The sequence below is a fragment of the Gymnodinialimonas sp. genome, assembly GCF_059726805.1.
In genome coordinates this window covers 404,294-429,379 of sequence record NZ_AP041059.1, presented here as the reverse complement: position 1 = coordinate 429,379, position 25,086 = coordinate 404,294, and the positions used below count along the sequence as shown (strand labels likewise).

Annotated in this window: 30 protein-coding genes; 13 read left to right on the top strand and 17 right to left on the bottom strand. The window is 64.2% G+C overall.

Going from position 1 to position 25,086, the window contains the following annotated elements; all coding sequences use genetic code 11:
- The first annotated feature begins 8 nt into the window (after window positions 1-8).
- Window positions 9-611 carry a glutathione S-transferase family protein gene (locus AC6I9R_RS02120; RefSeq protein ID WP_461426748.1) on the top strand — a complete coding sequence of 201 codons (603 nt, stop codon included), beginning with the start codon at window positions 9-11 and terminating at the stop codon, window positions 609-611.
- A 20-nt stretch (window positions 612-631) separates the two neighbouring features.
- Here AC6I9R_RS02120 and AC6I9R_RS02115 read toward each other — a convergent pair whose 3' ends face one another.
- From AC6I9R_RS02115 to AC6I9R_RS02105, 3 genes are all read right to left on the bottom strand, one after another.
- Complete coding sequence (locus AC6I9R_RS02115) at window positions 632-1,831, bottom strand: TIGR03862 family flavoprotein (RefSeq protein ID WP_461426749.1); 1,200 nt, start codon at window positions 1,829-1,831, stop codon at window positions 632-634.
- 75 nt (window positions 1,832-1,906) lie between these two features.
- Window positions 1,907-2,518, bottom strand: a complete 612-nt coding sequence (locus tag AC6I9R_RS02110) for an enoyl-CoA hydratase/isomerase family protein (RefSeq protein ID WP_461426750.1) — start codon at window positions 2,516-2,518, stop codon at window positions 1,907-1,909.
- Window positions 2,515-3,264 (bottom strand): SDR family oxidoreductase, encoded by a 750-nt coding sequence (locus tag AC6I9R_RS02105; RefSeq protein ID WP_461426751.1) that lies wholly within the window; start codon window positions 3,262-3,264, stop codon window positions 2,515-2,517. The genes AC6I9R_RS02110 and AC6I9R_RS02105 overlap by 4 nt, the downstream gene beginning before the upstream one ends.
- 154 nt (window positions 3,265-3,418) lie before the next feature.
- On the opposite strand from AC6I9R_RS02105, the gene AC6I9R_RS02100 reads away from it, so the two are divergent.
- The 3 genes from AC6I9R_RS02100 (at window position 3,419) to AC6I9R_RS02090 (ending at window position 7,142) form a co-directional block, all read left to right on the top strand.
- Window positions 3,419-4,909 carry a hypothetical protein gene (locus AC6I9R_RS02100; RefSeq protein WP_461426752.1) on the top strand — a complete coding sequence of 497 codons (1,491 nt, stop codon included), beginning with the start codon at window positions 3,419-3,421 and terminating at the stop codon, window positions 4,907-4,909.
- Window positions 4,910-5,017: 108 nt separating this feature from the next.
- Window positions 5,018-6,367: a TldD/PmbA family protein gene (locus AC6I9R_RS02095; protein ID WP_461426753.1), complete on the top strand. Its 1,350-nt coding sequence runs from the start codon at window positions 5,018-5,020 to the stop codon at window positions 6,365-6,367.
- The gene (locus AC6I9R_RS02090; RefSeq protein ID WP_461426754.1) at window positions 6,354-7,142 is read left to right on the top strand and encodes an inositol monophosphatase family protein; all 789 of its coding nucleotides are present in this window, start codon (window positions 6,354-6,356) and stop codon (window positions 7,140-7,142) included. The genes AC6I9R_RS02095 and AC6I9R_RS02090 overlap by 14 nt, the downstream gene beginning before the upstream one ends.
- 402 nt (window positions 7,143-7,544) lie before the next feature.
- Here the strand turns inward: AC6I9R_RS02090 and AC6I9R_RS02085 are convergent, their stop codons facing one another.
- Together AC6I9R_RS02085 and AC6I9R_RS02080 are read right to left on the bottom strand one after the other, a co-directional pair.
- The gene (locus AC6I9R_RS02085; protein ID WP_461426755.1) at window positions 7,545-7,742 is read right to left on the bottom strand and encodes a hypothetical protein; all 198 of its coding nucleotides are present in this window, start codon (window positions 7,740-7,742) and stop codon (window positions 7,545-7,547) included.
- Between the two features lie 216 nt (window positions 7,743-7,958).
- Window positions 7,959-8,186, bottom strand: a complete 228-nt coding sequence (locus tag AC6I9R_RS02080; RefSeq protein WP_461426756.1) for a hypothetical protein — start codon at window positions 8,184-8,186, stop codon at window positions 7,959-7,961.
- Window positions 8,187-8,387: 201 nt separating this feature from the next.
- Between AC6I9R_RS02080 and AC6I9R_RS02075 the strand changes: the two genes are divergently transcribed.
- The 3 genes from AC6I9R_RS02075 to lpxK are packed head-to-tail and all read left to right on the top strand — an operon-like array spanning window position 8,388 to window position 10,918.
- On the top strand, window positions 8,388-8,633 hold the full coding sequence (locus tag AC6I9R_RS02075; RefSeq protein ID WP_461426757.1) for a DUF4170 domain-containing protein: 246 nt from the start codon (window positions 8,388-8,390) through the stop codon (window positions 8,631-8,633).
- Window positions 8,634-8,639: 6 nt separating this feature from the next.
- Window positions 8,640-9,932 carry a 3-deoxy-D-manno-octulosonic acid transferase gene (locus tag AC6I9R_RS02070; RefSeq protein ID WP_461426758.1) on the top strand — a complete coding sequence of 431 codons (1,293 nt, stop codon included), beginning with the start codon at window positions 8,640-8,642 and terminating at the stop codon, window positions 9,930-9,932.
- Window positions 9,932-10,918 (top strand): tetraacyldisaccharide 4'-kinase, encoded by a 987-nt coding sequence (gene lpxK, locus AC6I9R_RS02065; protein ID WP_461426759.1) that lies wholly within the window; start codon window positions 9,932-9,934, stop codon window positions 10,916-10,918. Before AC6I9R_RS02070 ends, lpxK begins: the two co-directional genes overlap by 1 nt.
- Here lpxK and comJ read toward each other — a convergent pair.
- From comJ to AC6I9R_RS02050, 3 genes are read right to left on the bottom strand one after another with little or no spacing between them, the layout of a single operon-like run.
- A complete protein-coding gene (gene comJ, locus AC6I9R_RS02060) occupies window positions 10,907-11,443 on the bottom strand; it encodes a competence protein ComJ (protein WP_461426760.1) in 537 nt (178 codons plus the stop codon). The two genes, lpxK and comJ, sit on opposite strands and share 12 nt — an antisense overlap.
- Before the next feature lie 3 nt (window positions 11,444-11,446).
- Window positions 11,447-12,130 (bottom strand): DsbA family protein, encoded by a 684-nt coding sequence (locus AC6I9R_RS02055; protein ID WP_461426761.1) that lies wholly within the window; start codon window positions 12,128-12,130, stop codon window positions 11,447-11,449.
- Window positions 12,131-12,140: 10 nt separating this feature from the next.
- Window positions 12,141-12,668: a DUF721 domain-containing protein gene (locus tag AC6I9R_RS02050; protein WP_461426762.1), complete on the bottom strand. Its 528-nt coding sequence runs from the start codon at window positions 12,666-12,668 to the stop codon at window positions 12,141-12,143.
- Window positions 12,669-12,747: 79 nt separating this feature from the next.
- Between AC6I9R_RS02050 and mutY the strand changes: the two genes are divergently transcribed.
- Both mutY and AC6I9R_RS02040 read left to right on the top strand, forming a co-directional pair.
- Window positions 12,748-13,797, top strand: a complete 1,050-nt coding sequence (mutY, locus tag AC6I9R_RS02045; RefSeq protein WP_461426763.1) for an A/G-specific adenine glycosylase — start codon at window positions 12,748-12,750, stop codon at window positions 13,795-13,797.
- Complete coding sequence (locus AC6I9R_RS02040; RefSeq protein ID WP_461426764.1) at window positions 13,784-14,917, top strand: alkane 1-monooxygenase; 1,134 nt, start codon at window positions 13,784-13,786, stop codon at window positions 14,915-14,917. The genes mutY and AC6I9R_RS02040 overlap by 14 nt, the downstream gene beginning before the upstream one ends.
- A gap of 132 nt (window positions 14,918-15,049) precedes the next feature.
- Here the strand turns inward: AC6I9R_RS02040 and AC6I9R_RS02035 are convergent, their stop codons facing one another.
- From AC6I9R_RS02035 to AC6I9R_RS02015, 5 genes are all read right to left on the bottom strand, one after another.
- The gene (locus tag AC6I9R_RS02035) at window positions 15,050-15,685 is read right to left on the bottom strand and encodes an NAD(P)-dependent oxidoreductase (protein WP_461426765.1); all 636 of its coding nucleotides are present in this window, start codon (window positions 15,683-15,685) and stop codon (window positions 15,050-15,052) included.
- A gap of 208 nt (window positions 15,686-15,893) precedes the next feature.
- Window positions 15,894-16,997: a site-specific DNA-methyltransferase gene (locus AC6I9R_RS02030; protein ID WP_461426766.1), complete on the bottom strand. Its 1,104-nt coding sequence runs from the start codon at window positions 16,995-16,997 to the stop codon at window positions 15,894-15,896.
- Window positions 16,998-17,104: 107 nt separating this feature from the next.
- Window positions 17,105-17,704 (bottom strand): ribonuclease HII, encoded by a 600-nt coding sequence (gene rnhB, locus AC6I9R_RS02025; RefSeq protein ID WP_461426767.1) that lies wholly within the window; start codon window positions 17,702-17,704, stop codon window positions 17,105-17,107.
- Window positions 17,705-17,798: 94 nt separating this feature from the next.
- Complete coding sequence (locus AC6I9R_RS02020; RefSeq protein ID WP_461426768.1) at window positions 17,799-18,266, bottom strand: hypothetical protein; 468 nt, start codon at window positions 18,264-18,266, stop codon at window positions 17,799-17,801.
- A gap of 190 nt (window positions 18,267-18,456) precedes the next feature.
- Window positions 18,457-18,912, bottom strand: a complete 456-nt coding sequence (locus tag AC6I9R_RS02015; protein WP_461426769.1) for a hypothetical protein — start codon at window positions 18,910-18,912, stop codon at window positions 18,457-18,459.
- Window positions 18,913-19,154: 242 nt separating this feature from the next.
- Here AC6I9R_RS02015 and AC6I9R_RS02010 point away from each other — a divergent pair, with 242 nt between their 5' ends.
- The 3 genes from AC6I9R_RS02010 to AC6I9R_RS02000 are packed head-to-tail and all read left to right on the top strand — an operon-like array spanning window position 19,155 to window position 21,032.
- The gene (locus tag AC6I9R_RS02010; RefSeq protein ID WP_461426770.1) at window positions 19,155-19,448 is read left to right on the top strand and encodes a hypothetical protein; all 294 of its coding nucleotides are present in this window, start codon (window positions 19,155-19,157) and stop codon (window positions 19,446-19,448) included.
- Window positions 19,420-20,121 carry a winged helix-turn-helix domain-containing protein gene (locus tag AC6I9R_RS02005; protein WP_461426771.1) on the top strand — a complete coding sequence of 234 codons (702 nt, stop codon included), beginning with the start codon at window positions 19,420-19,422 and terminating at the stop codon, window positions 20,119-20,121. Before AC6I9R_RS02010 ends, AC6I9R_RS02005 begins: the two co-directional genes overlap by 29 nt.
- Window positions 20,122-20,123: 2 nt before the next feature.
- Window positions 20,124-21,032: an alpha/beta hydrolase gene (locus AC6I9R_RS02000; protein WP_461426772.1), complete on the top strand. Its 909-nt coding sequence runs from the start codon at window positions 20,124-20,126 to the stop codon at window positions 21,030-21,032.
- Window positions 21,033-21,097: 65 nt separating this feature from the next.
- On the opposite strand, the gene AC6I9R_RS01995 is transcribed toward AC6I9R_RS02000, so the two are convergent.
- Window positions 21,098-21,385: a hypothetical protein gene (locus AC6I9R_RS01995; RefSeq protein ID WP_461426773.1), complete on the bottom strand. Its 288-nt coding sequence runs from the start codon at window positions 21,383-21,385 to the stop codon at window positions 21,098-21,100.
- A 175-nt stretch (window positions 21,386-21,560) separates the two neighbouring features.
- Between AC6I9R_RS01995 and AC6I9R_RS01990 the strand changes: the two genes are divergently transcribed.
- Window positions 21,561-22,739 carry a cupin domain-containing protein gene (locus tag AC6I9R_RS01990; RefSeq protein WP_461426774.1) on the top strand — a complete coding sequence of 393 codons (1,179 nt, stop codon included), beginning with the start codon at window positions 21,561-21,563 and terminating at the stop codon, window positions 22,737-22,739.
- Between the two features lie 49 nt (window positions 22,740-22,788).
- Here the strand turns inward: AC6I9R_RS01990 and AC6I9R_RS01985 are convergent, their stop codons facing one another.
- Genes AC6I9R_RS01985 through AC6I9R_RS01975 form a run of 3 tightly spaced genes read right to left on the bottom strand, consistent with a single transcriptional unit; the run spans window position 22,789 to window position 25,065 of the window.
- On the bottom strand, window positions 22,789-23,280 hold the full coding sequence (locus tag AC6I9R_RS01985) for a hypothetical protein (RefSeq protein WP_461426775.1): 492 nt from the start codon (window positions 23,278-23,280) through the stop codon (window positions 22,789-22,791).
- Window positions 23,277-23,738: an RNA pyrophosphohydrolase gene (locus AC6I9R_RS01980; RefSeq protein WP_461426776.1), complete on the bottom strand. Its 462-nt coding sequence runs from the start codon at window positions 23,736-23,738 to the stop codon at window positions 23,277-23,279. The genes AC6I9R_RS01985 and AC6I9R_RS01980 overlap by 4 nt, the downstream gene beginning before the upstream one ends.
- Before the next feature lies 1 nt (window position 23,739).
- The gene (locus tag AC6I9R_RS01975) at window positions 23,740-25,065 is read right to left on the bottom strand and encodes a S41 family peptidase (RefSeq protein ID WP_461426777.1); all 1,326 of its coding nucleotides are present in this window, start codon (window positions 25,063-25,065) and stop codon (window positions 23,740-23,742) included.
- Window positions 25,066-25,086: the final 21 nt, after the last annotated feature.

Below are 25,086 nucleotides of genomic sequence, written 5' to 3'. Positions count from 1 at the left end.
GGCAGAAGATGACCGACTATGTGGTGTTTGGCGGCGCAAGGTCCCGCGCGATGCGGGTGCTTTGGATGCTGGAGGAGCTGGGGCTGGAATATTCCGTCGTGGCGGCGATGCCCCGATCCGAGGAAGTTCGCGCGTTGAACCCCACCGGCAAGATCCCGGTTCTGGTAGAAGATGGTGTCGCCATTCCCGACTCGGTCGCGATCATGACGTACCTGGCGGATAGATACGGGAAACTGACCGCGCCCGCCGGCACGATCGCCCGCGCGCAGCAGGATGCTTTCGTGCAGGCCGTCAACGATGAGATCGACGGGGTGCTTTGGGCCGCCGCGCGCCATTCGTTCATCTTGCCCGAGGAACAGCGTGTGGCGGGCGTGAAGGACTCGCTGCGATGGGAATTCACCCGCAACCAGGATGCGATTGCGGACCGGATGAGCGCTGAAGGCCCGTTTGTTATGGGGTCTGAGATATGCCTTGCCGATATCCTTCTGTCCCACTGCATGGGATGGGCGGGCAGCGCGAAGTTTGACGTCACCAACACACGTCTGGCCGAGCACAACGCCATGATGCGCGCGCGGCCTGCGTTCAAACGAGCCTTGGCCGCTGGGACGTAGGAAGAAACGTGGGGCGGGATTTATCCCGCCGGTGAGAGTCCATCGAAATGCATCGCCGCATTCAACCCGGCCCACCGGCCTGTCGCAAGGCAGCCATTGATCAGATAGCCGCCAGTTGGCGCTTCCCAATCCAGCATCTCCCCGGCGACGAAGACACCGGGGATCGCCTGCAGCATCAGGCCCCTTGTCACCGCGGCGCGCGTGACACCGCCCGCGGTGGAAATCGCCTCATCCATTGGGCGGGGACCCTGGTGTTTGACGGGAAGCGCTTTGATCAGGGCAGCAAGGGCGCTGGGATCCTCCGGCAGGGGCCGGGCAAATTCTTGTAGAAGAGCGCGCTTGAGCGGGTCGAGGCCAAGGCCCGTCAGCGCCTTGGTCATCGTCTGTTTCTTCGGGCGTTTCTTGAGACGGGTAATCAGGCCTTCGACGGGTCGACCAGGCAACAGATCAAAGGCCAGATCGGCGCCGTCGCGCACGGCAGAGGAAACGGCATAGATGCCGCCGCCCTCCAGACCGCGCTGCGAGATGACGGCCTCCCCCCGGTGCCGCGCGGCCCCCGCGATCAGGGCGATGTTCTTGAGCGGCGTGCCGAAATGAGGGGCCATATGCGTGGACCAGTCGACGCGGAACCCCATGTTGGCAGGCTTGAACGGGGCCAGGTCGACGCCCTTGTCGGCTAGTATGCTGGCCCAGGCGCCGTCTGAGCCCAAGCGCGCCCAACTGGCCCCGCCGAGGGCAAGAACGGTGACATTCGGCGACAGGCACTGCGGGCCATCCGGTGTGTCGAAGCGTAACGCGTCACCCTCAAACCCGGTCCAGCGCCAGCGCAAATGCATCGTCGCGTCGAGACGTTGCAACCAGGCGCGCAAGAGCGGCGAGGCTTTCATGGCCTTGGGAAAGACACGGCCCGTGGTGCCCGTGAAGACCGGCTGGCCCAGGTCTTCGGCGAAGGCCATGACCTCCACAGGGTCAAGTTGCGCCACCATCGGGTAGAGCCAGTCGGCGGCAGGGCCATAGGAGCGGATGAATTCCTCCAGCGGCTCATCCTTGGTGAGGTTGAGGCCGGATTTGCCCGCCATCAGGAACTTGCGGCCCGCTGAGGGTTTGGCCTCGACGATGGTGACCTTGCGGCCGGCATTTGCCAGCGTCTCTGCCGCCATGAGGCCCGCGGGGCCGGAGCCGATGACCAGGGCGTCGATTTCAGGCGTCGGTCTTGGCATCGAGCGTCTTTCCGTTGGGGGCCAGCCCCCAAACCCCCGGAGTTTTCTGGGCAAGATGAAGGGGGGAGCGGGCGCTTAGGGGATCATGGATTTGATTTTGTGCAGCGTTGCGGGGTCGCCGTTGAGGGAGGCCGTGGTCAGAGCGCTGGCGTCCGGGAGGAGGGCATCGGGCGCGCAGATGCGGTCGATGAGTCCATAAGAGAGGGCTTCGTCGGCACCCAGTTTTTCGGCGGCCAAAAGGATCAGTTTGCTGCGGGCGGGGCCGATTAGGGCCGAGAGGCGCACGGGATCGGAGGGCTGCGGCAGGAAGCCCAGTTTGGCGACGGGGTAGAAGAATCTGGCGCGGGGGACGGAGAGGCGGATGTCACAGGCGAGCGCCATGCCGAAGGCGCCGCCCGCCAGCGTGCCATTCAGGGCCGCGATGGTCAGGCAGGGCAGCGCGGCGAGGGCGCCGGAGACCTCTTCCCAGAGCGGGGAGGTGGCGAGGCCTGCGTGGGCTTCCTCCAGATCTGCGCCAGCGGAAAACACCTTGGTGCCTGCACCCGTCAGGATCAGGGCCCGGCAGGACTGGCTTTCCGAGAAGACATCGCGCAGCTCGGATAGCATCGCGGCGGTGAGGGAATTGGCCTTGTCGGGGCGGTTAAGGGTGACAAGGCGCAGGCCATCATCGTCATGGACGTCAATCATGTGAGGCCAACTGCTGAGCGGATCGCTTCATCGCGCAGCGAGATGTCGCCGCCGAGGTAGGGATCCGCCGCCTCGGTACACATCCAGGCCAAGGTCTTGGCGGGCCACTCAGGCGGGATGTGATCGGACCATTCCAGGGCGGCGACGGGGTTCATGGCCGAGGCCTTGATCTCCACCTGCATCTGGGTCGCCACGGTGCCGGGCGACAGGCCGAGCGCGCGGATGCCACGTTCGCCCATCTCCTTGTGCAGGGACCGGGTCAGCATCAGCGCGGCGGCCTTGGAGGCGCAGTAATGCGACCAACCCTCCAGCGCATTCGTGGCCGCGCCCGAGGAGATGCCGATGATCGTGCCGCCCTGGGGCATATGGTTCAGAGCCGCACGGATGCCGTTGAAGGTACCCTTGAGGTTGATGTCGATCACCTGGCCCCAGGCGTCCGGATCGGTATCTTCGATCCGCGCCACAGGCTCGATGACGCCGGCGTTGTTGATCACCACATCGAGGGAGCCGAAGGTGTCAACGGCGGCGCGAAACGCGGCCTCAACCTCCCAATAGCGGGCCACGTCACAGGGCACGGCGAGGGCGTTTTCGCCGATCTCTCCGGCCAGTTCCGCAATCGCATCACGGGAGCGCGCCAAAAGCACGACCTTAGCGCCAAGGCTTGCAAACTCGCGCGCTGCCGCCGCCCCGATGCCCCGGCTGGCGCCGGTGATTGCGACCACTTTGCCCTCTACCGCATGTCCCATGTTACGTGCCCCTTTCGCGTCACCTTGCTGTCGCGGAACGTAGCGCCCCCAATCGGCGGCGACCAGCCATATCCGGATATCCCGACTTGACGCACGGCGCGCGGCCCGTGATCATTCGGGCTTTACACCCCTGTTTGCTGGAGCAACCCCTCCTATGAAACGACTTTATTATACGATTTCCGCTGTCGCCCTTGTGGCTGCCTCCCCCGCGATGGCCGATATGACCGCCGCCGATGTTTGGGCCGATTGGCAAATGCAGGCCGAAGCTGCGGCCTCGCCGATCACGGCTGACGTGGCCACGACCGACACCGGACTGACCCTCACCAATTTCAGCCAGACGCTTGTGCCCCAGGAAGATGCGGACGTCGTCGACATGCGCGCCCTGGTGGAGGAAGTTGTGTTGACCGAGAATGGCGATGGCACCGTCACCATGACGTTCTCGCAACCCTATACGGTTGATGTCCGCTTCGATGGCGGGACGGACGGGCTTACGATCCTGTTGAACCACGAAAACCTCAGCGTTGTCGCCTCGGGCTCGCCGGAAGATCGGACCTACACCTATAGCGCGGACCTGATTACCGCCGCTATCGGCGAAATCGTGGGCCCCGCGGATGAGATCCCGGAGATCGACCTTGATATGGCGATCACGGACTTTGGGTCCGTCTTCACCCTGATGGGGACGGAGCCGGAAAACACGCGAATCTCGTCCGAAAGCGCGATTGGCAGCATCACCATGGCGGTGGAGATCAGGGGTCCGGAATCGGAGCCCGGGACGCTCAAGGTCGGCCTTCAGATCGCCGACATCGCAGAGACCAGCAGCGGGTCGTTTGACGCGGTCTATTCCATGGCCACGCCAGAGGGGCTGTCGCAGGACGCCGCCGATTTGACGGCCGATATCACCTATGCCTCCCTTGGGATGGAGCTTCAGTTTGAAGACCCGAGCGAATCCTTTGCCGCGCTTTATTCCAACGATGGCGGCCGCATGGTTGTAGGCTTCTCGCCCGAAGCCATCAGCTATGACGTGTCGGCAACCGGCGCCGAGGCCATGGTGAGCGGTGCGGAAATCCCGGTGCCGGTCGAGATCTCCACCGGCTCGACCCAGATCGCGTTCTCCATGCCGGTCTTCGCCGGAGAGGCGCCCCAGGACATGGGCCTGCGCCTGAGCGTACAAGACCTGATGGTGGGCGAAAGCCTTTTGGGAATGGTGGACCCTGGCCAGGCCTTCCCGCGTGACCCGGCCAGCCTGCTGATTGATGCGACGGGACAGCTGCAATTGTTCGTGGATCTGATGACCCTTGATCCGGAAACCATGACCGGCCCGCCGGGCGAATTGCGCGCCATCACGGTGAACGAGTTGAACCTGTCCGTGGGCGGCGCTGAGCTTGCCGGGACCGCAGATTTCAGCTTTGCGCCCGGGCAATTGGTCCCGATGCCCGTCGGCTCTGCCGACCTGCAACTTTCGGGCGGCAACGCGTTGATGGAAACCTTGGTCGCTGGTGGCATGGTGCCCCCGGCCCAAAGCGGGATGATCATGGGTATGGCGAATGTTTTCGCGCGGCCCGGTGCCGCGCCTGACACGCTGGAGACCACGGTGGAATTCGGCGCCGATGGCTCCATCACCGCCAATGGGGTGCCGTTGCAGTAACCCGCACATAGACAGCTTTTTGATCGGCCCGGAGCGCAGGCTTCGGGCCGTTTCGCTTGCAAGCCCCCTCTTGCGGCTCTACCTCCCCTACAACCCGAGAGGATGCCCATGACGAACGCCCCCCTGCCGAGCCTTGCCAACGCCCTTCTGGAGGCCGCGACCCGTGCGGGTGCCGACGCTGCCGATGCGCTGGTGGTGGACGGGACCTCGGTCAGCATTGGTGTGCTGAACGGTGCATTGGAACAGGCCGAACGGTCCGAGGGGATCGACATGGGCCTGCGGGTGCTGGTGGGCCAGCGCCAGGCTTGTGTTTCGGCGTCGGACACGTCGCTCGACACCCTGCGCGAGATGGCGGAACGCGCCGTCGCCATGGCGCAACTTGCGCCGGAGGATCCATATGCGGGCCTCGCCGATGCCGAACAGCTGAGCGATTTACGCGACGGCGACGCATTGGACATGAACGACACGGGCGAAGACCCGGACCCGGCCCGACTAGAGGCGATGGCCCTGGCGGCTGAGGCTGCGGCGCTGGCCGTGGAAGGGGTTGCCCAGGTCTCGGACGCGGGCGCGGGGTTCTCGCGGCGCGAGATCTTCCTGGCGGCCACCAACGGTTTTGCCGGGGGCTATACGCGCACGGATCACGGGCTCCATTGCATCGCCATCACCGGAGAAGGCGCCGCGATGGAGCGGGATTACTTCGGCGACGGGCGCAACCACGCCAGCGACCTGATGTCCCCGGAAGAGGTCGGGCGCATCGCCGCCGAGCGCACAGTAGCCCGTGCCGGCGCGAAGAAACCGCCCACCGGCGCGTTTCCGGTGATGTATGACGAACGTGTCGCGGGCGGCCTGATCGGCCACCTTCTGGCGGCGTCCAATGGCACTGCGATTGCCCGCGGCGCGTCCTGGGCGCGCGATCTGTTGGGCGAGCAGGTGCTGCCCAAGGGCCTGTCGCTGATCGAAGAGCCGCTGCGCCCGCGCACCTCCGCCAGTCGTCCGTTCGATGCCGAGGGGCTGGCGACCGCGAACCGCACGATTGTCGAAGACGGCGTGCTGACCGGCTGGACCTTGGACCTTTCCACCGCGCGCAAACTGGGCTTGTCCTCCACCGCGTCGGCCACGCGCAGCACCGGCGCGCCGCCCTCGCCTTCGGTCGGGAACGTCCGGCTGACGCAGGGTGATCTTTCGCGAGAGGCGCTTCTGCGCGAGATGGGCACCGGGTTGCTGATCACCTCGCTCATCGGGTCGTCGATCAACGCCACGACGGGCGATTACTCTCGCGGGGCCTCGGGATTCTGGGTCGAAAACGGTGAGATCGCCTATCCGGTCAATGAATGCACCGTGGCAGGCAACCTGCGCGATATGCTGCGGGTCCTCACCCCCGCCAACGACGCCCGCGCGCATATCAGCCGCGTGATCCCCTCCGTTCTGGTTGAGGGGCTGACGATTGCCGGAGCCTAAGGACGACCTTGCCCTTCTGACCGAGGCCGCGCAGCAGGCGGGTGAGATCGCGAAACAGTTTTTCGGCAAGGACCCCGCCGTCTTCGACAAGGGCGCAGAAGGGCCGGTGACCGAGGCCGATCTGGCGATCGACAAGATGCTGCACGAGGTCCTTCTGGACGCGCGCCCCGACTATGGCTGGTTGTCGGAGGAAACAGAAGACAGCGCCGCGCGGCTGGAGAATGAACACGTGTTCATCTGCGATCCCATCGACGGCACGCGGGCGTTCATTGAGGGGGGCAAAAGCTTTTCCCACTCCCTCTCGGTGGTGCGCAATGGCGTCGTGACCGCTGCCGCCGTCTTCCTGCCGATGCGCGACAAGATGTATGGCGCAAGCCTTGGCGGCGGCGCCACGCTGAACACCTCCACCCTGCACGTCACCCAGACCGAGACCTTGGCCGAAGCGACCGCGCTGACCACCAAGGGCAATATGCAGGCGCACCATTGGGACGGCGACGTGCCGGTCATCGGCAAGGCCTACCGCCCGTCGTTGGCGTACAGGATGTCACTGGTGGGCGAAGGCCGGTTCGACGCGATGATGACCTTCCGCCCGACATGGGAATGGGACATCGCGGCAGGCGCGCTGATCATCTCGGAAGCGGGCGGCGTGGTGACCGACGGTTTCGGGCGTCCGCTGCAGTTCAACGGCGCAAGCGCGCAGGTCGACGGGGTGTTGACCGGAAACGCAAAGGTCCACGCACAGCTGTTAGAGCGACGCGCAGCGCCGCCCCATTAGCGGCCAGACACCCGAAAATAGACGATGTTCAAAGGACCCGTTGCCAGGATCCGGCTGGAGGCAAAATCCTCCTCTTCAGCCGGGCCGTTGGTATGGGCAGACGCGTTTTGCGGGGTGGTTGCAAGCACAGTGACAATCAAGAGCGAGGCCAGGAAGAAAAGGGGTTTTGAAAAGGGCATGGCAGCTATGGGTGTCTTTCAGAAATTGGCGTGGCGAAATCTTTCGATGATCACCTGTGCTTGCCCCTTTACGCTACGCCTTTGGATTGCGGCGCACGAGTAAGGGTCTCCTTACCCCGCAACGAAAGACCCCCGCCGCGGGGGGACGCGACGGGGGTATGGCAAGGCAGCCTGAGCGGGGGGGAGAGAGAGACGGGCCGCGACTTGCTTGGGGCGGGCAGGGTTAGCGGCCGGATCCCAGGTCCATGGTCGACACGCGCCCCGACCCAAGGTCGGTGCCGGAAAGGCGGCTAGAGCCGAGGTCCAGGCCGGAAACGCCAGCGACATCACCCGGGGCGGTAAAGGCCGAAACGGGCGTCACAACCGCAAGAGAGGCGGTAATTGCCAGGGCTGCGACGAGCGTGGAAAAGGTCTTGGTCATGGAAAAATCCTCCGTTTCGATAAGATGAATATGTGCTTTCCTCTGTGCCCTCGCCATGGCGGGAATCCTGACCCTTGGGGGAGGCTCTCAGCACAGGGGCAGAGAGACAAAGAAACCCCCACCACGGGGGGAGAGCGCGGTGGGGGTCTTTTGGCAAAGCGGCCCGGGCGGAGAAGGAGGGAGAGAGCAGGGCGGCCTTGCGGGGGTCAGGCGGGATCAGCGGCCGGAGCCAAGGCCACCACCTGCGATCGTGTCGAGATCCTGATCCAGGACAGTAATGCGCCCCGAGCCCAGGTCGCCGCCAGAAATCGGGCCTGACATGACTTCGGAAGGCGTCGTGCGGGTTACTTCACCCCGAGAAGAATCGGCCGAAACGGGCGTCACAGCCGCCAGAGAGGCGGTAATTGCCAGGGCTGCGACGAGCGTGGAAAAGGTCTTGGTCATGGAAAAGTCCTCCGTTTCGATGGGATGACTATGCGCTTTCCGCCTCGGTGCCGCTACGGAGGGAATCCTGACCCTGCCGCGTGCCGTCCCGGCCCCGCCTTTGCCATCGGCAGCGGCAGGTGCCGCAAGCCCGAAACCGGTTCCAACTTCCAAGCGACATGCTGTATGGGTTCCCGCGACGTCTACCCTCAGGAGATCCCCATGCCCCAACGCCTGCACCTCGTTTTCGGCGGAGAGCTGAAAGACCCCCAGAAGACAGAATTTGAGAACCCCGAAGACATTCACGTCGTCGGCATGTTCCCCGATTACCAATCCGCCTATGACGCCTGGAAATCCGAGGCGCAGCGCACCGTGGACAATGCCCATATGCGGTACTTCATCGCCCATATTCACCGCCTGCGCGATGAGGGCGCGGAAGCGTCGCCCACGGAAGAGCTGGGAAGCTAAGACCCGATGGCGCGTTCCTTCCTCCTTGGCCTCTATATGGCGTGGTCCGCCCGCGGTGCGCGCGGTTTCGCCGAACGCAAGCTGCGCGAGCGGCTGGCGGCGGGCAAGGAGGATGGCGCGCGTCTGGACGAACGGCGCGGTATCGCAAGCGTACCCCGCCCCGAGGGGCCGCTGATCTGGTTCCATGCCGCGTCTGTGGGGGAATCCCTGGCGGTGCTGGAGCTGATCCGCCGCCTGCTGGACGAGCGCGAAGACCTGCATGTGCTGGTGACCACTGGCACCGTGACCTCTGCCGCCGTGATGGCCGAGCGCCTGCCCGAACGTGCGATCCACCACTACGCGCCGCTTGATGCGAAACCCTTCGTCACCGCCTTTCTGGACCACTGGAAGCCCGATGTAGCGATCTGGACGGAAAGTGAGCTTTGGCCCGCCTTGGTCGTGGAAACCCATGCCCGTGGTATCCCGATGCTGCTGCTCAACGCGCGCATGTCCAAGGCGAGCCACGACAAATGGCGGTTCGCGCGCGGCATGGCCCGCAGCCTGCTGGCCCGGTTCCAGACCGCGCTGGTGCAGGACGATCTGACGATGGTTTACCTGCGGCGTCTGGGCATGCCCGTGAGCCGCATGAAGGTCATGGGCACCCTGAAGGAAGGCGCCGCCGCCCTGCCCTGCAACGAGGATGACCGCGCCGAGATGGCCGCGAAGCTGGCGGGACGGCCCGTGTGGCTCGCCGCCTCCACCCATGAGGGCGAAGATGCGATGGTGCTGCAGGCGCACCGTATGGCGATGCGCTCTTCACCGCGACTGCTGCTGCTCCTGGTGCCGCGCCACCCGCACCGGGGTGACGAGATTGCAGCACAACTCAAGACCGAGGGCCTGCGCTTCACCCGCCGTTCGGCGGATGAGCTGCCAATGGATGAAGCACCAGTTTACCTGGCCGACACGATGGGCGAGATGGGCCTGTGGTATCGCCTTGCGCCGATCAGCTTTGTGGGCGGCAGCCTTGTGGCCATCGGCGGTCACAACCCGTTTGAGCCCGCCGCCCTCGGTTCGGCCATTCTGCACGGCCCCTATGTGACGAACTTCGTCGACATCTATGACCGCCTGCGCGACGGCGGCGCGGCGCGGATGGTATCCTCGCCCGACAAGTTGGCGGGTCAGGTCGCGGAACTGCTGAACCCCGATGCCGCCGCGACCATGGCGGCGGCGGCGTGGCAAGTGATCTCGGACGGGGCGGATGTGACGGACCGCGCCCTGGCGCTGATCATCGACACGCTGGAAGAAACGGAGACGCCCTGATGCGCGCGCCGGGGTTCTGGCATGAGCCTGCGGGCGTTTTGTCAGCGCTGCTGTCGCCGCTTGGCGCGCTCTACGCGACGGGCACCGCGCGGCGCTTGCAGCGCGGCGCGCGGGAAAGCATCGGCGTGCCGGTCATTTGCATCGGCAACATCAACGCTGGCGGGACCGGCAAGACGCCGACGGCGATTGCCGTGGCGCAACGGTTGGCCGAGCGTGGCGTCGCCGCCCACGCCGTGACCCGCGGATATGGGGGTGAGGCTGAAGGGCCTTTGCGCGTAGATGAACGCACGCATACCGCGAAAGAAGTAGGGGACGAGGCGCTGCTTCTGGCCGCCTTTCTGCCGACCTGGGTGGCAACGGACAGGCTGGCGGGCGCGCGGGCGGCCGTAGCAGCGGGGGCGGACTGCCTGATCCTTGACGACGGCTTCCAGAACCCCGCGTTGTCCTACGACATCTCGGTCGTCGTCGTCGACGCCTGGCGCGGTTTCGGCAATGGCCGGGTGATCCCCGCCGGTCCGTTGCGAGAGCCGGTGGACGTGGGGCTGCAACGCGCTGACATGGTCCTTAGCATCGGGCCGGAGGCGGCGCAGACGCGGTTTGCCAAGGCCTGGGGCAAGCGGATTTCCGTGCCGCATCTGACCGGCGCGTTGGAGCCCTTGCCGACGGGCCTGCCCCTCGACGGGCTGCCGGTTTTGGCCTTCGCAGGCATCGGCCACCCCGAGAAGTTTTTCCAGACCCTCCAAAGCCTCGGCGCGGATCTGCATGCAGCCCACGCCCTGGCCGATCACCAACCGCTCAACGACACGCTGATGACCCGCCTCTTGCGCGATGCCTACCAACGCGGCGCGCAAGTGGTGACGACGGAAAAGGACGCGGTGCGCCTGTCGCCCGTGTTCCGCGCCCAGGTGATGACCGTGCCCGTGCGGCTGCAGATCGACGATTGGAGCCCGCTGGATGCCGCGCTTGACCGCGTTCTACCCGGCTGACGCCTGACCGCTCTCCCGGTCAAAGACCACACCCGTGCGCTTGGGCGCGCCCGGCACAAGCACCACGCGGTAACGTTCCAGATCCTCGCGCGCGGCCAGTTCCGTGTCGGTCAACATCTCGGCCCCGGCATCAAGCTCTCCAGTGGTCTGCTGATCGACGCCGGGGTTGCGCACGCAGATATGGGCCGCGTAGGTGCCGGGTGCAATCTGGGCTGAAATCTCGGCCTCATCCGCCAGCACTCCCATCAGGTTCACAGCCCCGGATCGGGTCTCAAAATCACAACAGATGATCCTGTGCCAATTGGACGGGTCCGGCGCCGCGTCGGCGAGGGCCAGCTCGATCCAATGGTCATTCAGGTCGGCTTCCGTCCCGATCATACGCCAATCCGGCGCACCGGCGTAGCCGCGCTGAACAAGCGCGTCCGTCCAGTTTTCCTCATCGGAAAGGGGGCGGCCTGGATCCTCGCACAGCACAAACTGGTAGTGGCTTGCAAAGATCCGGGCGGCGCCCAGAAGACGCGCCAAGGCTTAGCCTGCGGCCTCGATAGCGGCATCCAGAAGGCCACTCATCTGGGTGTAGTTCATATTGCCATGCAGCTCGTCGTTGAGCACGAAGGCAGGGGTGCCCGCGATCTGGTGAACCTCCATCTGCGCCTCGTAATTGGCGAGCATCGCCTGGGCCATGGCGGCGTCGGTCATGCAGGCATCAAGCTCTTCGCTGGAAAGCCCTGCCGTGCGGCCAATGCGCTGGAGGTTCTCGGCGATTTCCGCCGGAGAGCCCTGGGTCCACTCGCTTTGCGACTGATAGATCAGGTCGACGATCCCGAAGTACCGCAGCGGGCCGCCGCAACGCGCGACCATCCCGGCCCACAGGCCATAGCGGTCGAAGTAGACCTCACGGTAGACAAAATTGATCAGGCCGGGCTCGATGTAATCACGCTCCAGCTGCGGCAGCACGTTGGTGTGGAAGCTGCGGCAGTGGGGGCAGGTGAAGCTGGCATATTCGATCAGCGTCACGCCGCTGTCGGGGTTGCCTTTCGACATCTCGGCCACCTCGGGAAGATCGGTGACTTCCTGCGCGTTGGCCGCCGTGAAGGGGGTCAGCGGCGCTTCGGTCTGCTGGCGCTGTCCGCCCCGGCCATCCCACAACAGGTACGCGCCCGCGCCCAGAACACCGGTGGCGCCGCCTAACAACATGGCTCTGCGATCCATTGAATTCTCCTTAACGATTTGACTGACTAACTATGTTCCCGGCCAGCTTTCGCAAGGCGTCGCGCAGCACGGGATCGTTGATCTGATCGAGGCCCTCGGTGGCACTCGCAAGGCGCGCGGGGTCCGGCGCAGGCTTGGGTTTTGGTTTGGCGGCGCTAAACGCCACCTGCCCCTCGGCAAAGCCTGTGGGCGCGGTCTGCGTGACCTGCACATCCTTGATCGCCGAATAGCCGTAGCAGGCATTCACCCGGGTGATGATCTGCTCGCGCGCCATCTCCAGCATCGGGGCCTTCGCGCCCGTGGTCAGCAACACCAGCGTGCCGCCGAACCCGCGCCCGAACTTTACCTTCACCGGCACTGCCATATCCGCGATGTCGGGCCCGACGATCTCGGGCCAATGGGTCAGCAGCTTGGTCTCGGCAAACCCACGCTTTTCGGCGGGCGTCCGCAGTTCTGGCCCCACCAGCGTCACAGCACGCTCAAACCCCCGTCTGCGACGGGCAATTTGCGGCTTGGGCGGAGGTGCAGAGGCAGCCATGGGTTGAACCTTTCGTTACGCGCACTCTATGCCTTCACGAGGTGCTAACCAATAACAAGCGACATGGGATGGATAACGGGTGCGTGAAGAGCAGATAGGCCGCGCATTGCTGGACTGGTATGACGCCCATGCGCGGGTTTTGCCATGGCGTGTTCCGCCCGGCAGTGGCGGGGCGGCAGATCCGTATCGGATCTGGATGTCCGAGATCATGTTGCAGCAGACCACCGTCGTCACCGTGAAAGCCTATTTTGAGCGATTCACCACCCGCTGGCCCACGGTTGCGGACCTGGCGGCGGCGGAAGATGCCGAGGTCATGGGCGAATGGGCGGGCCTGGGCTACTACGCCCGCGCCCGCAATCTGCTGAAATGCGCCCGCGTTGTGGTAGCGGAGCATGGCGGGGCGTTCCCGCAGACGGAGGCGGAGTTGCTGGCTTTGCCGGGCGTCGGGCCGTATACCGCCGCCGCCGTCGCCTCCATCGCATTCCAGCAGCCTGCCGCCGTGATGGATGGCAATATCGAACGTGTCATGGCACGGCTTTTCGCCGTTGAAGATCCTTTGCCCGGCTGCAAACCGGTGCTGAAGGAGCACGCCACGAGGCTGACACCCTTGCAGCGCCCGGGGGATCACGCCCAGGCGTTGATGGATCTTGGCGCCACGATCTGCACCCCGAAATCGCCTGCCTGCGGGATCTGCCCTTTGATGGGTGCCTGCGCCGCGCGTAAAGCGGGCATCGCGGCGGATCTGCCGAAGAAAGCCCCGAAAAAGCCCAAGCCCACGCGCCTCGGCTATGTCTATGTCGCGCGCCGGGACGATGGCGCGATCCTGCTGGAGACCCGGGAAGACAAGGGCCTTCTGGGCGGCATGCTGGCCTTCCCGACCTCGGACTGGTCCGATGCGCCGACAGAGGCACCGCCCTTCGCGGCGGACTGGCAGGACCCGAGTGTTGAAGTCCGCCACACCTTCACTCACTTCCACCTGCGCCTGGCCCTGCGCATCGTGCAGGCCCCCTCGGACACGTCGCCGCAGCGGGGCGAATTCGTGCCCCGTGCCCTATTCAAGCCATCCTCTTTGCCTACCCTGATGCGCAAAGCCTATGATCTGAGTGAGACGTCCGATGATCCCGTCTGACACCGTTGCGAAACTCCACCGCGCCTTGCCGTTTTGGGCGAGCCTGATGTTGATCCCGTTGATCGCCGTCGTCGCAAGCCAAGGCGGCTGGTGGTTACTGGCCATTCCCCTATCGACCTGGTGGCTGTTTGCCCTGCTCGACCAGATCGCCGGACTAGAGCTGGAGAATGCGGACCTCGCCACCTCCGACGATCAGCTGTTCTGGTACCGCGCCATCACGCTGGTCTGGCCTCCGCTGCAATTCGCGACGCTGTTTTCCGTGATCTTCTACGCCACACGTGCCAATCATCTGGGCGGGTGGGAGCTGGCTGGCCTCGCCTTCGGGATGGGCGTGCTGAGCGGCACCATCGGCATCAACTACGCCCACGAGCTGATGCACCAGAAGTCGAAACTGGAGCGCTGGTGGGGCGATCTGCTGCTGGCCAGCGTGCTCTATTCCCACTTCCGGTCCGAGCATCTGCTGGTTCATCACCGCTATGTCGGCACCGGGCGTGATCCGGTGACGGCGCGCTACAACGAGGGGTTCCACCGTTTCTTTCCCCGCGTGTTGCGGCAGTCCTACTCTTCGTCCTGGAAAGCCGAAAAGGCGATGCTGGCGCGCAAAGGCCTTCCCGCCTGGGACGGCACCAATCCCTTCTGGCAGTACCTGGCGCTCCAGGCTGCGTTCCTGGCCCTGGCTTTTTTGATCGGCGGCTGGGTTGGGCTGGCGATGTTCCTGGGGCAGGCCTTCACGGCCGTCTGGCAGTTGGAACTGACCAACTACATCGAACATTACGGGCTGACGCGAAAGCACCTGGGCGATGGCAAGTACGAACACGTCCAGCCGAGGCATTCCTGGAATGCGGCGCAAAAGGCCTCGAACTGGTTGCTGATCAATCTGCAGCGCCATTCGGACCATCACTACAAGCCGGACCGGCGCTTTCCGCTGTTGCAGAACTACACCGAGGCCGACGCGCCGCAATTTCCCTATGGCTACCCGGTAATGACCGCCGCCGCGATGATCCCGCCGCTGTGGAAGCGGGTGATGAACCCCCGCGTGAAGCGCTGGCGGGCGATGTATTATCCGGAGATCACGGAGTGGAAGGCCTATAACAAGTTGACCCACCCGGCGCCGCGTTGACCCGAGGGATGGCGCCCGCTTTGCGGTCGCCCAACTGGGGGATTTCATCCCCCCAGACCCCCTGAGAGTTTTTCTGGCAAGATGAAAGAGAGCCGCTGCGAGGAGAGGGCGACGCCCTCGAGGAGGGGTGCGTTAGCGTTGGAGCGCGGGGGTTTGGTGGATGTGGCTGTTTTGCTCGGCGGCGGTCACCAAGAAATCGGCGACGTCGGCGCGGTTGATCAACCCGTTGCGCCAGGTGTCTTTGTCCACCAGCACCTTGTAGGCATTCGATTTGCGATTGTCCGACAGGATCCCGGGGCGCGCGATGGTCCAGTCCAACCCGCTGTCTCGGATCAATTCTTCCTGTAGGTCTTTGTCGGCGTAGGCCCGGCCCAGGAAGGCCTTTTGGGTCAGACGTTCCGGCGTTGACAGCTTGTCTTTGCTGTCGCCCGCGCCGAAGCCTGTCACGGTGATCAGGCGTTTGATCCCCGCCTCGTCCATCGCCGCGATCAGGGTCCGGGTCGCGTCCGAGAACAGCGTCGTGGCCTTCAGGACGCGCGCGTCTTTCGGGACACCGAGCGTCAGGATCACGGCATCGGCGCCTGCAATCGCCGCCGCCACATCTGTGGCGTTCGTTGCATCGCCGTCCATTGCGGTGAACCCGTCGCCAGAGATCCCCTGGGACGTCAGGTTGCGCGACATCGCCACGACCTCGTGGCCGCGCTCCAGCGCCTCGTCCACGACCTTTCGGCCAATACCCCGGCTCGCGCCGATCACTGAGAGTTTCATGGCAGCACCTCCTACCCCTTACAGATAGGCGCGCGGAACCGGCTTCCAACGGGGAAATTCTGGCGGGCCGACGCCCAGACGCGAAAAGACCCGCCGGAACGAGGTCCGACGGGCGAAGGTGGCCCGCGCGCCAAGGTGGTCACATGCGCGGGCGGCAAGGTTCTGGTCTGGGGTCTTGGGAGCCCCGGAAACTTGATGTCTTGGGATCTTACTCGGACATTTCCGCCCGGATCTGCTGACGCAGCACGTCAATCGAAACGCTTTTGCCGTCCCGTTTGAAGTTCCAATAGGTCCAGCCGTTGCACGACGGCGCGCCTTCCAGCTCGGCCCCCACCTTGTGGATGGAGCCCTTCACGTCGTCGGCAATCAACGTGCCGTCCGCGCGGACCTTGGCTTGCTGACCTCTTGGGCTGGTCAGCATCTCGCCGGGGCGCAGCAGGCCGCGCTCCACGAGTTGGCCGAAGGGTACGCGCGGCTCGGCACGTTTTGGCGTTGTGACGGCAATCGCCGTCTTGTCGAACTTGCGGACCCGGGCGATGCGTTTCTCGGCCACCACGCGGTAGGCCTCTTCCCGCTCGATCCCGATGTATTCACGACCCAGCGCCTTGGCGACCGCGCCCGTGGTGCCGGTGCCGAAGAACGGATCGAGCACGACGTCGCCGGGGTTGGTGGAGCCCACCAGAACACGGTGCAGGAGCGACTCCGGCTTTTGCGTCGGATGCGCCTTGTCGCCCTTGTCGTTCTTCAGACGCTCACCGCCGTTGCAGATCGGAAGGACCCAGTCCGAGCGCATCTGGATGCCCTCGTTCAGCTCTTTCAGGGCCTCATAATTGAACGTGTACTTGGAGCCTTCGTCTTTCGACGCCCAGATCATCGTCTCATGGGCATTGGTGAACCGCTTGCCGCGGAAGTTGGGCATCGGGTTGGACTTGCGCCAGACCACGTCATTGAGGATCCAGAAGCCTTGGGTCTGCAACTCCGCACCGACGCGGAAGATGTTGTGGTAGCTGCCGATCACCCAGATCGCGCCACCGGGCTTCAGCAGGCGTTTTGCCGCCGAAAGCCAGGCCTTGGTGAAGGAGTCATAGGCGCGGAACGAGTCGAACTGGTCCCAGTCGTTATCGACCGCATCGACAAGGCTGTTGTTGGGACGATGAAGGTCGCCCTTCAGCTGCAGGTTATAGGGGGGATCGGCAAAGATCAGGTCGACCGACGCATCGGGCAGGGCATTCATCACATCGATGCAATCGCCGGCAAGAATCTCGTTCAAGGGCAGCGTCACCGCTGCCTTGTCTTTTGTTTTTGTTGTCATTGTCCGCCTCGCACTGGCGCCTCTTTCGGGCGCTCATTTGGTGTTGGGGACAGACTCCACGATCCGGGATTCCCGGTCAATTTATCTCGAATCGAGCGGGTACGATTTTATCCACACAATATCTTGGCGATCGGCGCAAAGCTGCGTCGGTGATGCGGGGTCACCCCCAGATGTTGTAGACCGGCCGCGTGTTTTGCCGTGCCATAACCCATATTCGTCTCCCAACCGTAACCGGGATGCATCACGGCAAGCTCTTTCATCAGGGCGTCGCGCCGTACTTTGGCCACAATTGAGGCCGCTGCGATGGAAACCGAGCGCCCGTCGCCCTTCACGACGCAACTGGCGGGGCATGGCAAACCGGGCGGTACCGCGTTTCCGTCGATCAGCGCGTGGGTCGGCTTGCCTGTCAGACCGTCAATCGCGCGGCGCATGGCAAGGAACGTCGCCTGGCGGATGTTCATCGCGTCGATCTCTTCAACCGAAGCCCACCCGAGCGACACATCGGCGACGGCCAGCACCTCCATGGCCAGCGCCTCCCGCCGCGCCTCGGCCAGCTTCTTGGAATCGTTCAGCCCCTCGGGCACCCGCGCCGGGTCCAGCACCACGGCGCAGGCCGTCACGGGCCCGGCCCAGGGGCCGCGCCCCACCTCATCCACGCCCGCGACGGTGCCGCCAAGCCCGCGCTCTAATTCAAAATCCGGTCCCATGGCGTCGGTTTGCGGCAAAGCAAAAGGCGGCGCAACCATCGGGTCACGCCGCCTCTCCTTCACTACTCGGGTGGTTTATTGCGAGATCAGGGTGCTACCCGCGCACCCAGCCGTTGTTGCGCAGGCACCGGCCGCCGTAGATCGTGCGCTGGCCCCGGTCCGTCCAGACATGGCGCAGGCAATTGGACGGCAACAGATGCGCGTTGGCCGCGTGGTTCTGCATGCAGCGGTAGCGGTAGCCGCGATATTGGCCGTTGCCGTCATAGCCCTGAATAAAGCAGCGCTGGGGCGCCACGCGGTGGACGGGCGGGGGACGGTGAATGATGTGGGGGTTGTCGGGGTCGATGTGGATCCGGCTGCCGTGGTTGCGGGTGCCATGGTTCCGCCCGGCCTGGCTCAACCCGTAAAGCAGCAACAGCCCGCCCAGAACGGCGGCAGCATCGCCGCCATTGTTGCGATGGCCGTTGGCCGCCGCCGGAGAGGCCGTGGCGGTAATGCCCGTCAGGGCGAGGGTCACCGCCAGAACGCCAGCGGTCATGGTCTTGGAGAGGTGGCGCATCATCGTCTTGTTCCCTTGTGTTGCGTCGTGAAAGGTCTTGGGGTCTTGACCCGAAGCGCACGCTCCGAAGTTCAAGAAGGCGCACTCATTCGGCGCTTGTGGGATCACCCTCCCCCCTCCGCTTTCAGCCATGCAATGACGGCGCGGCGCTATCGGATACCGGTTGATTTGATATCGGATAACGTGCGCGCGCTCAGGGACGACGCAGGGGGCCCGCAACGAACGGGCGCATCTCGAAGATGTAGCAGTCCCCGTTTGGGGTTTCGGCACCGACATAGGTGTCGTCCCAGGCAAGGCAGCGGTGGGTCACAACCCAGCCGTCCGGCACCGGGGCCGGGATCAACCCGACATAGCTAGGACCGGGGTGGGCCACTTGATAGGGCGCCGAAGCGGCACCCCAGGTCTCGGGGCGGGTGGCAGCCCAGACCAGAAGGTCAATAGTCTCGGGATCGGCCCCGTGAAGGTCATACATCCAGGTGGGTGGCGTTGCGATTTCAAGGGGCTCAGGTAAATCGCTGCTCTGAAAGGCGGGAAGCTCCAGTGGCAGAAAATCAGTCAAGCTTTGGCTCAGGCTGGGAAAGACTTGGGCGGGTGCTGCGGACCCAAGGCCTGCAAGCACCACCACGAGGGCGGAAAAGGTTTTGGTCATCGAAATCGCTCACTTGAAATCAGGCGCGGGCAGAAAAAGGGCCCGCAGGATCATGAAAAGATGTTCCGGCGAAAATTGCCGTTGCGTCACCTTTCCGCGGCCCCGGCCTGCAAGGCAAAAACACCGCGCCGCTATCGGATAACAGGCTCGGATCCGCCCCCCCGATATTGAATGACAGACCCCACCACCCGCATATCGGTTCGTGAAGCTGCCCCCTTTCAGCAATCAAACGAGCCAAACAGATGAAACGATTCTTCAAACCCCTCCTCTGCGCGCTGGCGCTGAGCCTCCTGGCCTCGGCCGCCAATGCCGCGTGTTACGCGGACTATCGCGCAAGGATGGATAACCCTTTGCGTCTGCACTACGGTGTGATTGAAGTGCCCCAAAGCGCATGTTCGGTCAGTGCCGCATCTTCTTACGTCGCTGGCCGTCTTGCCGCCCAAGGCTGGACGTTGGTGAACGTGAGTTCGGTGTTTGATGACTCCGGCCTCACATCGAGGAGATCGGATGCCGGACAATACTACCTCCGTTTCTGACACACGGATCGCGTCCACGCGCGTCGTACAACTTGGTATTCTGGCGGTCGTCGCGGTTCTTGTGACGTCCGCCGTTTTGCTTTTTGTGAATCTGCCCGATGCCGACGCCTTCAACCAAGCCGTCATTCAGGTGTTCGAGGTCAATGACGTCCGCAACCCCGACGCCATCGCCATGCTGGAGGTTCTGGCGCAATCGGGCACGACGTTCTCCAAGGTGCTGGCCAGCTACCGCGCGGTGATCTTCGTGCTGATGATCTTCGCAACCGCGCTGCTGGTGGCCTGCCTGGTGTTTCTGGTCACGATCATCACGCTCAACCGCCGCATGGGCGAGATCGAGCGACAGGGCATTCAGGTCTCGTCCCTGATCCTGTCGCGTGAAGAACGTGTGGTGTTGATCAACAACCTGGAATTCAAGCTGACCGATGCGGCGATGGAGACGCTGTCTGTCCTGGCCGAGGCGCGGCTGGACGACGACGTGCTGACCGGCGCGCAGATTGAGGCGATGGTTTCGGGCAAGCTGGAGTCCGACGTGGATGAGGCGGCAGGCGCCACGCGGATTAAGCGGCTGCGCGATACGTTGGGCAACCAGATGGTTTCTGAGTTGCTGGTCAAGAACATCGCCCGGCGCGGCTATATTCTGGCGATCGATAAAGACGTCATCAAGATGATGTAGGCATGGGGACCGCGCCCTACCCCGGCCTGCACCCTGATCTTTGGGATCTGGCCCGCGCCATGGCCAATGATCCGAATCTGGTGCCCGAGCATCTGCGCCCCATCACAGACCTCCGCGCGGCGGTGGCCGAAATGGAAGACCGCCTTCCGCCGCTACCCACCGATATTCAAACCCACGACTGGACGTTGGATGTGGCGGACCGCGCCGTGCCGCTGCGCACCTACACCGCCCCAAACCCCCGCGCCGAAGCAATGCTCTATATCCACGGCGGCGGGTGGAGTCTTGGGTCGTTGCGCGGCCATGAACACGTCTGCGCCGACATCGCGCGCGACACGGGGCTTCGGGTGGTCAGCATCGACTATGCGCTAGCCCCGGAACATCCCTATCCTAGGGCTTTGACCGAATGCAGGGCAGCATTTGAATACCTCGCATCGGGGGCCTCTCCCTTGGGGGCTATCCCGGCGCTTTGGCTGGGGGGTGACAGCGCGGGTGGGAACCTGGCGCTTGGCACGGCCGCGACGACACAGCAGGCGGCGGGGATGTTTCTGATCTATCCGGCGGTCGATCCGGCGTGCCGCGCGCAAAGCTATGTGATCCACGCCCAGGCGCCTTATCTGACGACTGAGTTAATGCACCGATGCTGGCGGGATTACCTGCAAGGCCAGACGCCCGAGCCGATCACCTTTGCCAACCTGCCCCGAGCCGTGATCCTCACGGCCGCGCTCGACCCCCTCCTCGGTGACGGCGAGGATCTCGCCGCCACTCTCCTCGCAGCGTCCATTCCTGTCTGGTACGAGAAGGCGGAGGGGATGATCCATGGGTTCATCCGCTGGCGCGACCGGTCTCCGGCGGCGGCGCAGGTGTTTGCCCGCGCGACCAGAGCCCTCGCCGAGGCCATAGAGCGCACATAGAAAAAGCGGGATGGCCTCTTCTCCACCCCGCTTCCAAATTGTCTTCGCTCAAACCGCGCGTGGGTTCAGCAGTAGGGCGCACCCCGGCCACGGCCCGGCGCGTCGGTCCCGAGGGAGCCGTTGTCCGCATCGGTGATGCCGGTGGAATAGCCACCCGAGCCACGGCCACAGCCTGCAGCGTCCGTCCAGGAGCCGTTGTCGCTGTCAGTGCCTTGCGCTTCTGCGCCGGTGGGGATCAGGGCCGCGCCGACGCCTGCGGCGCCCATCACACCCAGAACCGTGCGGCGGTTGGTGGGGTGATCCGTCGTGATGTCGGCGTCGGTCAGTGTCTTTTTCTTGTCTTCGCTGGACATTGTTCAAATTCCTCAATGGGTCTCTAGCTACGTATGGCCGAATTTCTGACCGATCTGCCTTAACCAGTCAACGTCGGTGATCCCTTACCTTTAACAGCGATTGAACCCGACGCCCTTGCGTGTTCAGACTGCCACAACATGAAATCAAGCACATACCACAGATGATGGACGCCAGATGACCGAGACCTTCAGCTTTGATTGGGCCATTTCGCCCGAAACGCCTGACACCTTCTTTTCCGAGTACTTTGAGAAGAAGCCGATGCTGATCAAGCGCGGCCAACCGGGGTATTTCGCAGATCTGCTAAGCTACGCGGATATTGACCGCGTCGTCTCGACCATGGGTCTGCATGTGCCCGAGATCAACGTGACCCGCGCCGACGGCAATATCACCCCCGCCGATTTCGCCTACGAGACCGGGCAGATCGACCCCGTGCGCGTGAACCAGCTCCATGCCGATGGCGCGACGGTGATCCTTTCCGGGCTGCACGAACGCCTGCCCGCGCTCGCGCGCTATTGCCGCGCGATGGAGGCGGCGATGTCGGCCCGCGTGCAGACCAACATCTACATGACGCCCCCCGGCAATCAGGGCTTCAACCCGCATTACGACGGCCACGACGTGTTGGTCCTGCAAGTCGCGGGCACCAAGGAATGGCGCATCTACGGCACGCCCGTCGAACTGCCCCTGCCCGATCAGGCGTTTGAGCGTGGCATGGACGTGGGCGAGGAGGTGCAGCGCTTCGTGCTGGAACCCGGCGATGCCGTCTACATCCCGCGCGGCATGGCCCATGATGCTGTGGCCACCGACGAGACTTCGCTCCACATCACCACGGGCCTGATGTTCCGCACCTGGGCCGATGCTGTGGCCGAGGCCGTCATCGCCAAGGCCCACCGCGAACCCGCCCTGCGCCGAGCACTGCCGCCGGGGTTTGCCAATTATGGTGCCGATCTGGATGCCTATAACGACACCTTCGCCGAGCTGATTGCGCTGGTCGGCGACGCCCATGTGGGCAAGCTGCTGTCGGGCTTCCAGGAAGAATTCCTGACCGCGCGCGTGCCCCGCGTCGAAGGGCAGATGGCGCAGCTGGCCAAGCTCGACAGTCTTACGATGGACAGCCGCGTCGGCGCGCATCCGCATATCGTCTTCGGCATCCACGATGTCCCGAACGAGGATCAGGTCTGCCTTGTCGCCCAGGGTGCCGAGATCATCCTGCCGGACCACGCGAAAGAGGCGATGGCGTTCTGTGTGACCACCACCGATTTCCGCCTGGGGGATATGGGCGGGGACCTCGATGACGCGGGCAAGATGGTGCTGGCCAAACGCTTCGTGCGCGAAGGGTTGATGCGGGTGCTTTAGGTTAGGTGGCGGTCCCGGGCGGGACGCTCGGGGCCGCTACGCTTATTGCTCACCACGCGCCGGGGCAGCTGCTTAGATGGCAGTTGATGACCTCTTCCAGCATGCCGGGATGGGCAAGATCGAACACAAAGCCGGGACAGGCATTCGCGGTCAGCACATAAGCGCCATTGTCGACGCGGAAGAAGAACAAGGCGTCGGGAATATCCTGCGCCGACCCGCACCACGCGGCAACGCAGGTGACATCGACCGTGATGGGGACATCGCGGGAGGCATCAAAATCGCGGCCCGTGAAGAATTCGCCTTGGAACCGCGCGGGCTGCGTGTAGCCGACCATCTGGTTGATATCCCCGCCCTGCGCCACCGCCCCTTGGGGCGGGTTGCTTGGCCCGGTCAGCCGCAGCGACCCCACGGCGATCACGTAATCCGCCGGGCTCTGGGCGGCGGCGGTATAGGCCCCGGCCACGGTGGGCACAGCGCACGACAGGGCCGAGGCGGGACCGGCGGCCAAAAGGGCGGCGACAAAGGCAAACTGGCGGATCATAGGGCGAACTCCTTGAAGACTGCCTCATAGATATCGCGTTTGAAGGGCACGATGGCAGTCAGGATTTCCTCTGCCGTCATCCACCGCCAGTCGCTGAACTCCACATCTTTGTGGTTCAGGTTGATCACGTCGTCGGGCGCATCCAGCCGGAAATGCGCCCACATCTGCGTTTGGCCCCGGTACTTCTCCTTCCACCGCATCGGCAGCTCTTCCGGGAAATCATAGGCCAGCCAATCGGCGGTCTGCCGCATGAACGTAACGTGGTCGCGACCCACGCCGGTTTCTTCCTCCAGCTCTCGGTAGGCGGCGTCCAGCGGATCCTCGCCCGCATCGATCCCGCCCTGGGGCATCTGCCAGGCGGGCACGTCCATGCCAGCCCGCTGGCCCGCAAAGATAAGCCCGTCCGCGTTGGTCAAAACGACCCCCGCGCACGGGCGATAGGGCAACGTTTGCGTCACCTCAGTTCGGACCCAACGCGCCCAGACCGGTCAGGATGTCGATGGCATAGGCCAGTTGATAATCCTCATTGCGTAAGGCGGCGGTGGCCTCGGCAATGGCGCGCTCTTCTTCAAGCTGCTGCAACTGATCCTCGGTCAGGGACGAGTTCTCAATCGCGCCGCGCAGCCCGGCTTCCGAGCGGGCGGGACGACCCTCTTCGTCCTCTTCCACCTCAACCGGATCGCGCTGTTCCACGATGATGTCAGGCGCCACGCCCAGGGCCTGAATAGACCGGCCAGATGGCGTGTAATACAGCGACGTCGTCAAGCGCATCGCGCCATCGCCCGCCAGCGGCATCACCGACTGGACCGAGCCTTTGCCGAAGCTGTTGGTGCCCACAACCACCGCGCGGCGGTGATCCTGCAGCGCACCGGCCACAATCTCCGAGGCAGAGGCAGAGCCGCCGTTGATCAGCACCACCATCGGCAGCCCTTCGATCATGTCGCCCGGCGTGGCGTTGTAGCGCTCGCCGTCTTGTGGTTCGCGACCACGGGTGGAGACGATCTCACCCTGCTCTAGGAACGCATCGCTCACGCGGATCGCTTGGTTCAACAGACCGCCGGGGTTATTGCGCAGGTCCAGAACGACGCCGTTCATGTTTTCCAATCCGCCAACCTCTTCGATCAGCTCCATCAACCCTTCGCGCAGGTTCGGGAAGGTCTGGTCGCTGAAGGTCGAGACGCGCAAAACGGCGGTGTTCCCCTCAAGCCGCGCGCGCACAGCGGTCAGCTGAATGCGGTCGCGGGTGATGGTCAGGTCAAACGGCTGCTCTTCGCCCTCGCGCACGATGGTGATGACGATGTCACTGCCCACCGGGCCGCGCATCAGGTCCACCGCTTGCTCCAGGGTCAGGCCCAGAAGCGCCTCGCCATCGACGGCGGTGATGAAGTCGCCGGATTCCACGCCCGCTTCCATCGCTGGCGTGTCGTCCATCGGCGTGATGACCCGCACGAAGCCATCTTCCTGCGTCACCTCAATGCCAAGCCCGCCAAACTCGCCGCGGGTCTGCACCTGCATGTCCTCGAAGTCGGACGCCGAGATATAGGACGAATGCGGATCGAGCGAGATCAGCATCCCGTTGATTGCCGCTTCAATCAGCTCGGCCTCATCCACTTCTTCCACGTAATTCTGGCGAATGCGCTCGAAGATGTCCCCGAACAGGTCCAACTGCTCATAGACCGAGGCGTTCCGCTCGGCCTCCTGCGCCAGCAAGGGGCCCGCGACCTGAGTGCTCAACAACACCCCGCCTGCAATGCCGCCCACGGCGGCCATCATCAGTTTCTTCATCGATCGTCGTCCTCTATTTGC

Coding starts and splice junctions, on each gene's coding strand:
- AC6I9R_RS02120 (WP_461426748.1), top strand. CDS start 9: ATGACCGACTATGTGGTGTTTGGCGGCGCAAGGTCCCGCGCGATGCGG.
- AC6I9R_RS02055 (WP_461426761.1), bottom strand. CDS start 12,130: ATGGATCGCAGAGCCATGTTGTTAGGCGGCGCCACCGGTGTTCTGGGC.
- rnhB (WP_461426767.1), bottom strand. CDS start 17,704: ATGGGACCGGATTTTGAATTAGAGCGCGGGCTTGGCGGCACCGTCGCG.
- AC6I9R_RS02095 (WP_461426753.1), top strand. CDS start 5,018: ATGACGAACGCCCCCCTGCCGAGCCTTGCCAACGCCCTTCTGGAGGCC.
- lpxK (WP_461426759.1), top strand. CDS start 9,932: ATGCGCGCGCCGGGGTTCTGGCATGAGCCTGCGGGCGTTTTGTCAGCG.
- AC6I9R_RS01990 (WP_461426774.1), top strand. CDS start 21,561: ATGACCGAGACCTTCAGCTTTGATTGGGCCATTTCGCCCGAAACGCCT.
- AC6I9R_RS02100 (WP_461426752.1), top strand. CDS start 3,419: ATGAAACGACTTTATTATACGATTTCCGCTGTCGCCCTTGTGGCTGCC.
- AC6I9R_RS02105 (WP_461426751.1), bottom strand. CDS start 3,264: ATGGGACATGCGGTAGAGGGCAAAGTGGTCGCAATCACCGGCGCCAGC.
- AC6I9R_RS02075 (WP_461426757.1), top strand. CDS start 8,388: ATGCCCCAACGCCTGCACCTCGTTTTCGGCGGAGAGCTGAAAGACCCC.
- AC6I9R_RS02080 (WP_461426756.1), bottom strand. CDS start 8,186: ATGACCAAGACCTTTTCCACGCTCGTCGCAGCCCTGGCAATTACCGCC.
- AC6I9R_RS02050 (WP_461426762.1), bottom strand. CDS start 12,668: ATGGCTGCCTCTGCACCTCCGCCCAAGCCGCAAATTGCCCGTCGCAGA.
- AC6I9R_RS02085 (WP_461426755.1), bottom strand. CDS start 7,742: ATGACCAAGACCTTTTCCACGCTCGTCGCAGCCCTGGCAATTACCGCC.
- AC6I9R_RS01995 (WP_461426773.1), bottom strand. CDS start 21,385: ATGTCCAGCGAAGACAAGAAAAAGACACTGACCGACGCCGACATCACG.
- AC6I9R_RS02015 (WP_461426769.1), bottom strand. CDS start 18,912: ATGACCAAAACCTTTTCCGCCCTCGTGGTGGTGCTTGCAGGCCTTGGG.
- AC6I9R_RS02070 (WP_461426758.1), top strand. CDS start 8,640: ATGGCGCGTTCCTTCCTCCTTGGCCTCTATATGGCGTGGTCCGCCCGC.
- AC6I9R_RS01985 (WP_461426775.1), bottom strand. CDS start 23,280: ATGATCCGCCAGTTTGCCTTTGTCGCCGCCCTTTTGGCCGCCGGTCCC.
- AC6I9R_RS02040 (WP_461426764.1), top strand. CDS start 13,784: ATGATCCCGTCTGACACCGTTGCGAAACTCCACCGCGCCTTGCCGTTT.
- AC6I9R_RS02005 (WP_461426771.1), top strand. CDS start 19,420: ATGCCGGACAATACTACCTCCGTTTCTGACACACGGATCGCGTCCACG.
- AC6I9R_RS02000 (WP_461426772.1), top strand. CDS start 20,124: ATGGGGACCGCGCCCTACCCCGGCCTGCACCCTGATCTTTGGGATCTG.
- AC6I9R_RS02115 (WP_461426749.1), bottom strand. CDS start 1,831: ATGCCAAGACCGACGCCTGAAATCGACGCCCTGGTCATCGGCTCCGGC.
- AC6I9R_RS02020 (WP_461426768.1), bottom strand. CDS start 18,266: ATGATGCGCCACCTCTCCAAGACCATGACCGCTGGCGTTCTGGCGGTG.
- AC6I9R_RS02010 (WP_461426770.1), top strand. CDS start 19,155: ATGAAACGATTCTTCAAACCCCTCCTCTGCGCGCTGGCGCTGAGCCTC.
- AC6I9R_RS02030 (WP_461426766.1), bottom strand. CDS start 16,997: ATGACAACAAAAACAAAAGACAAGGCAGCGGTGACGCTGCCCTTGAAC.
- AC6I9R_RS01975 (WP_461426777.1), bottom strand. CDS start 25,065: ATGAAGAAACTGATGATGGCCGCCGTGGGCGGCATTGCAGGCGGGGTG.
- AC6I9R_RS02110 (WP_461426750.1), bottom strand. CDS start 2,518: ATGATTGACGTCCATGACGATGATGGCCTGCGCCTTGTCACCCTTAAC.
- AC6I9R_RS02035 (WP_461426765.1), bottom strand. CDS start 15,685: ATGAAACTCTCAGTGATCGGCGCGAGCCGGGGTATTGGCCGAAAGGTC.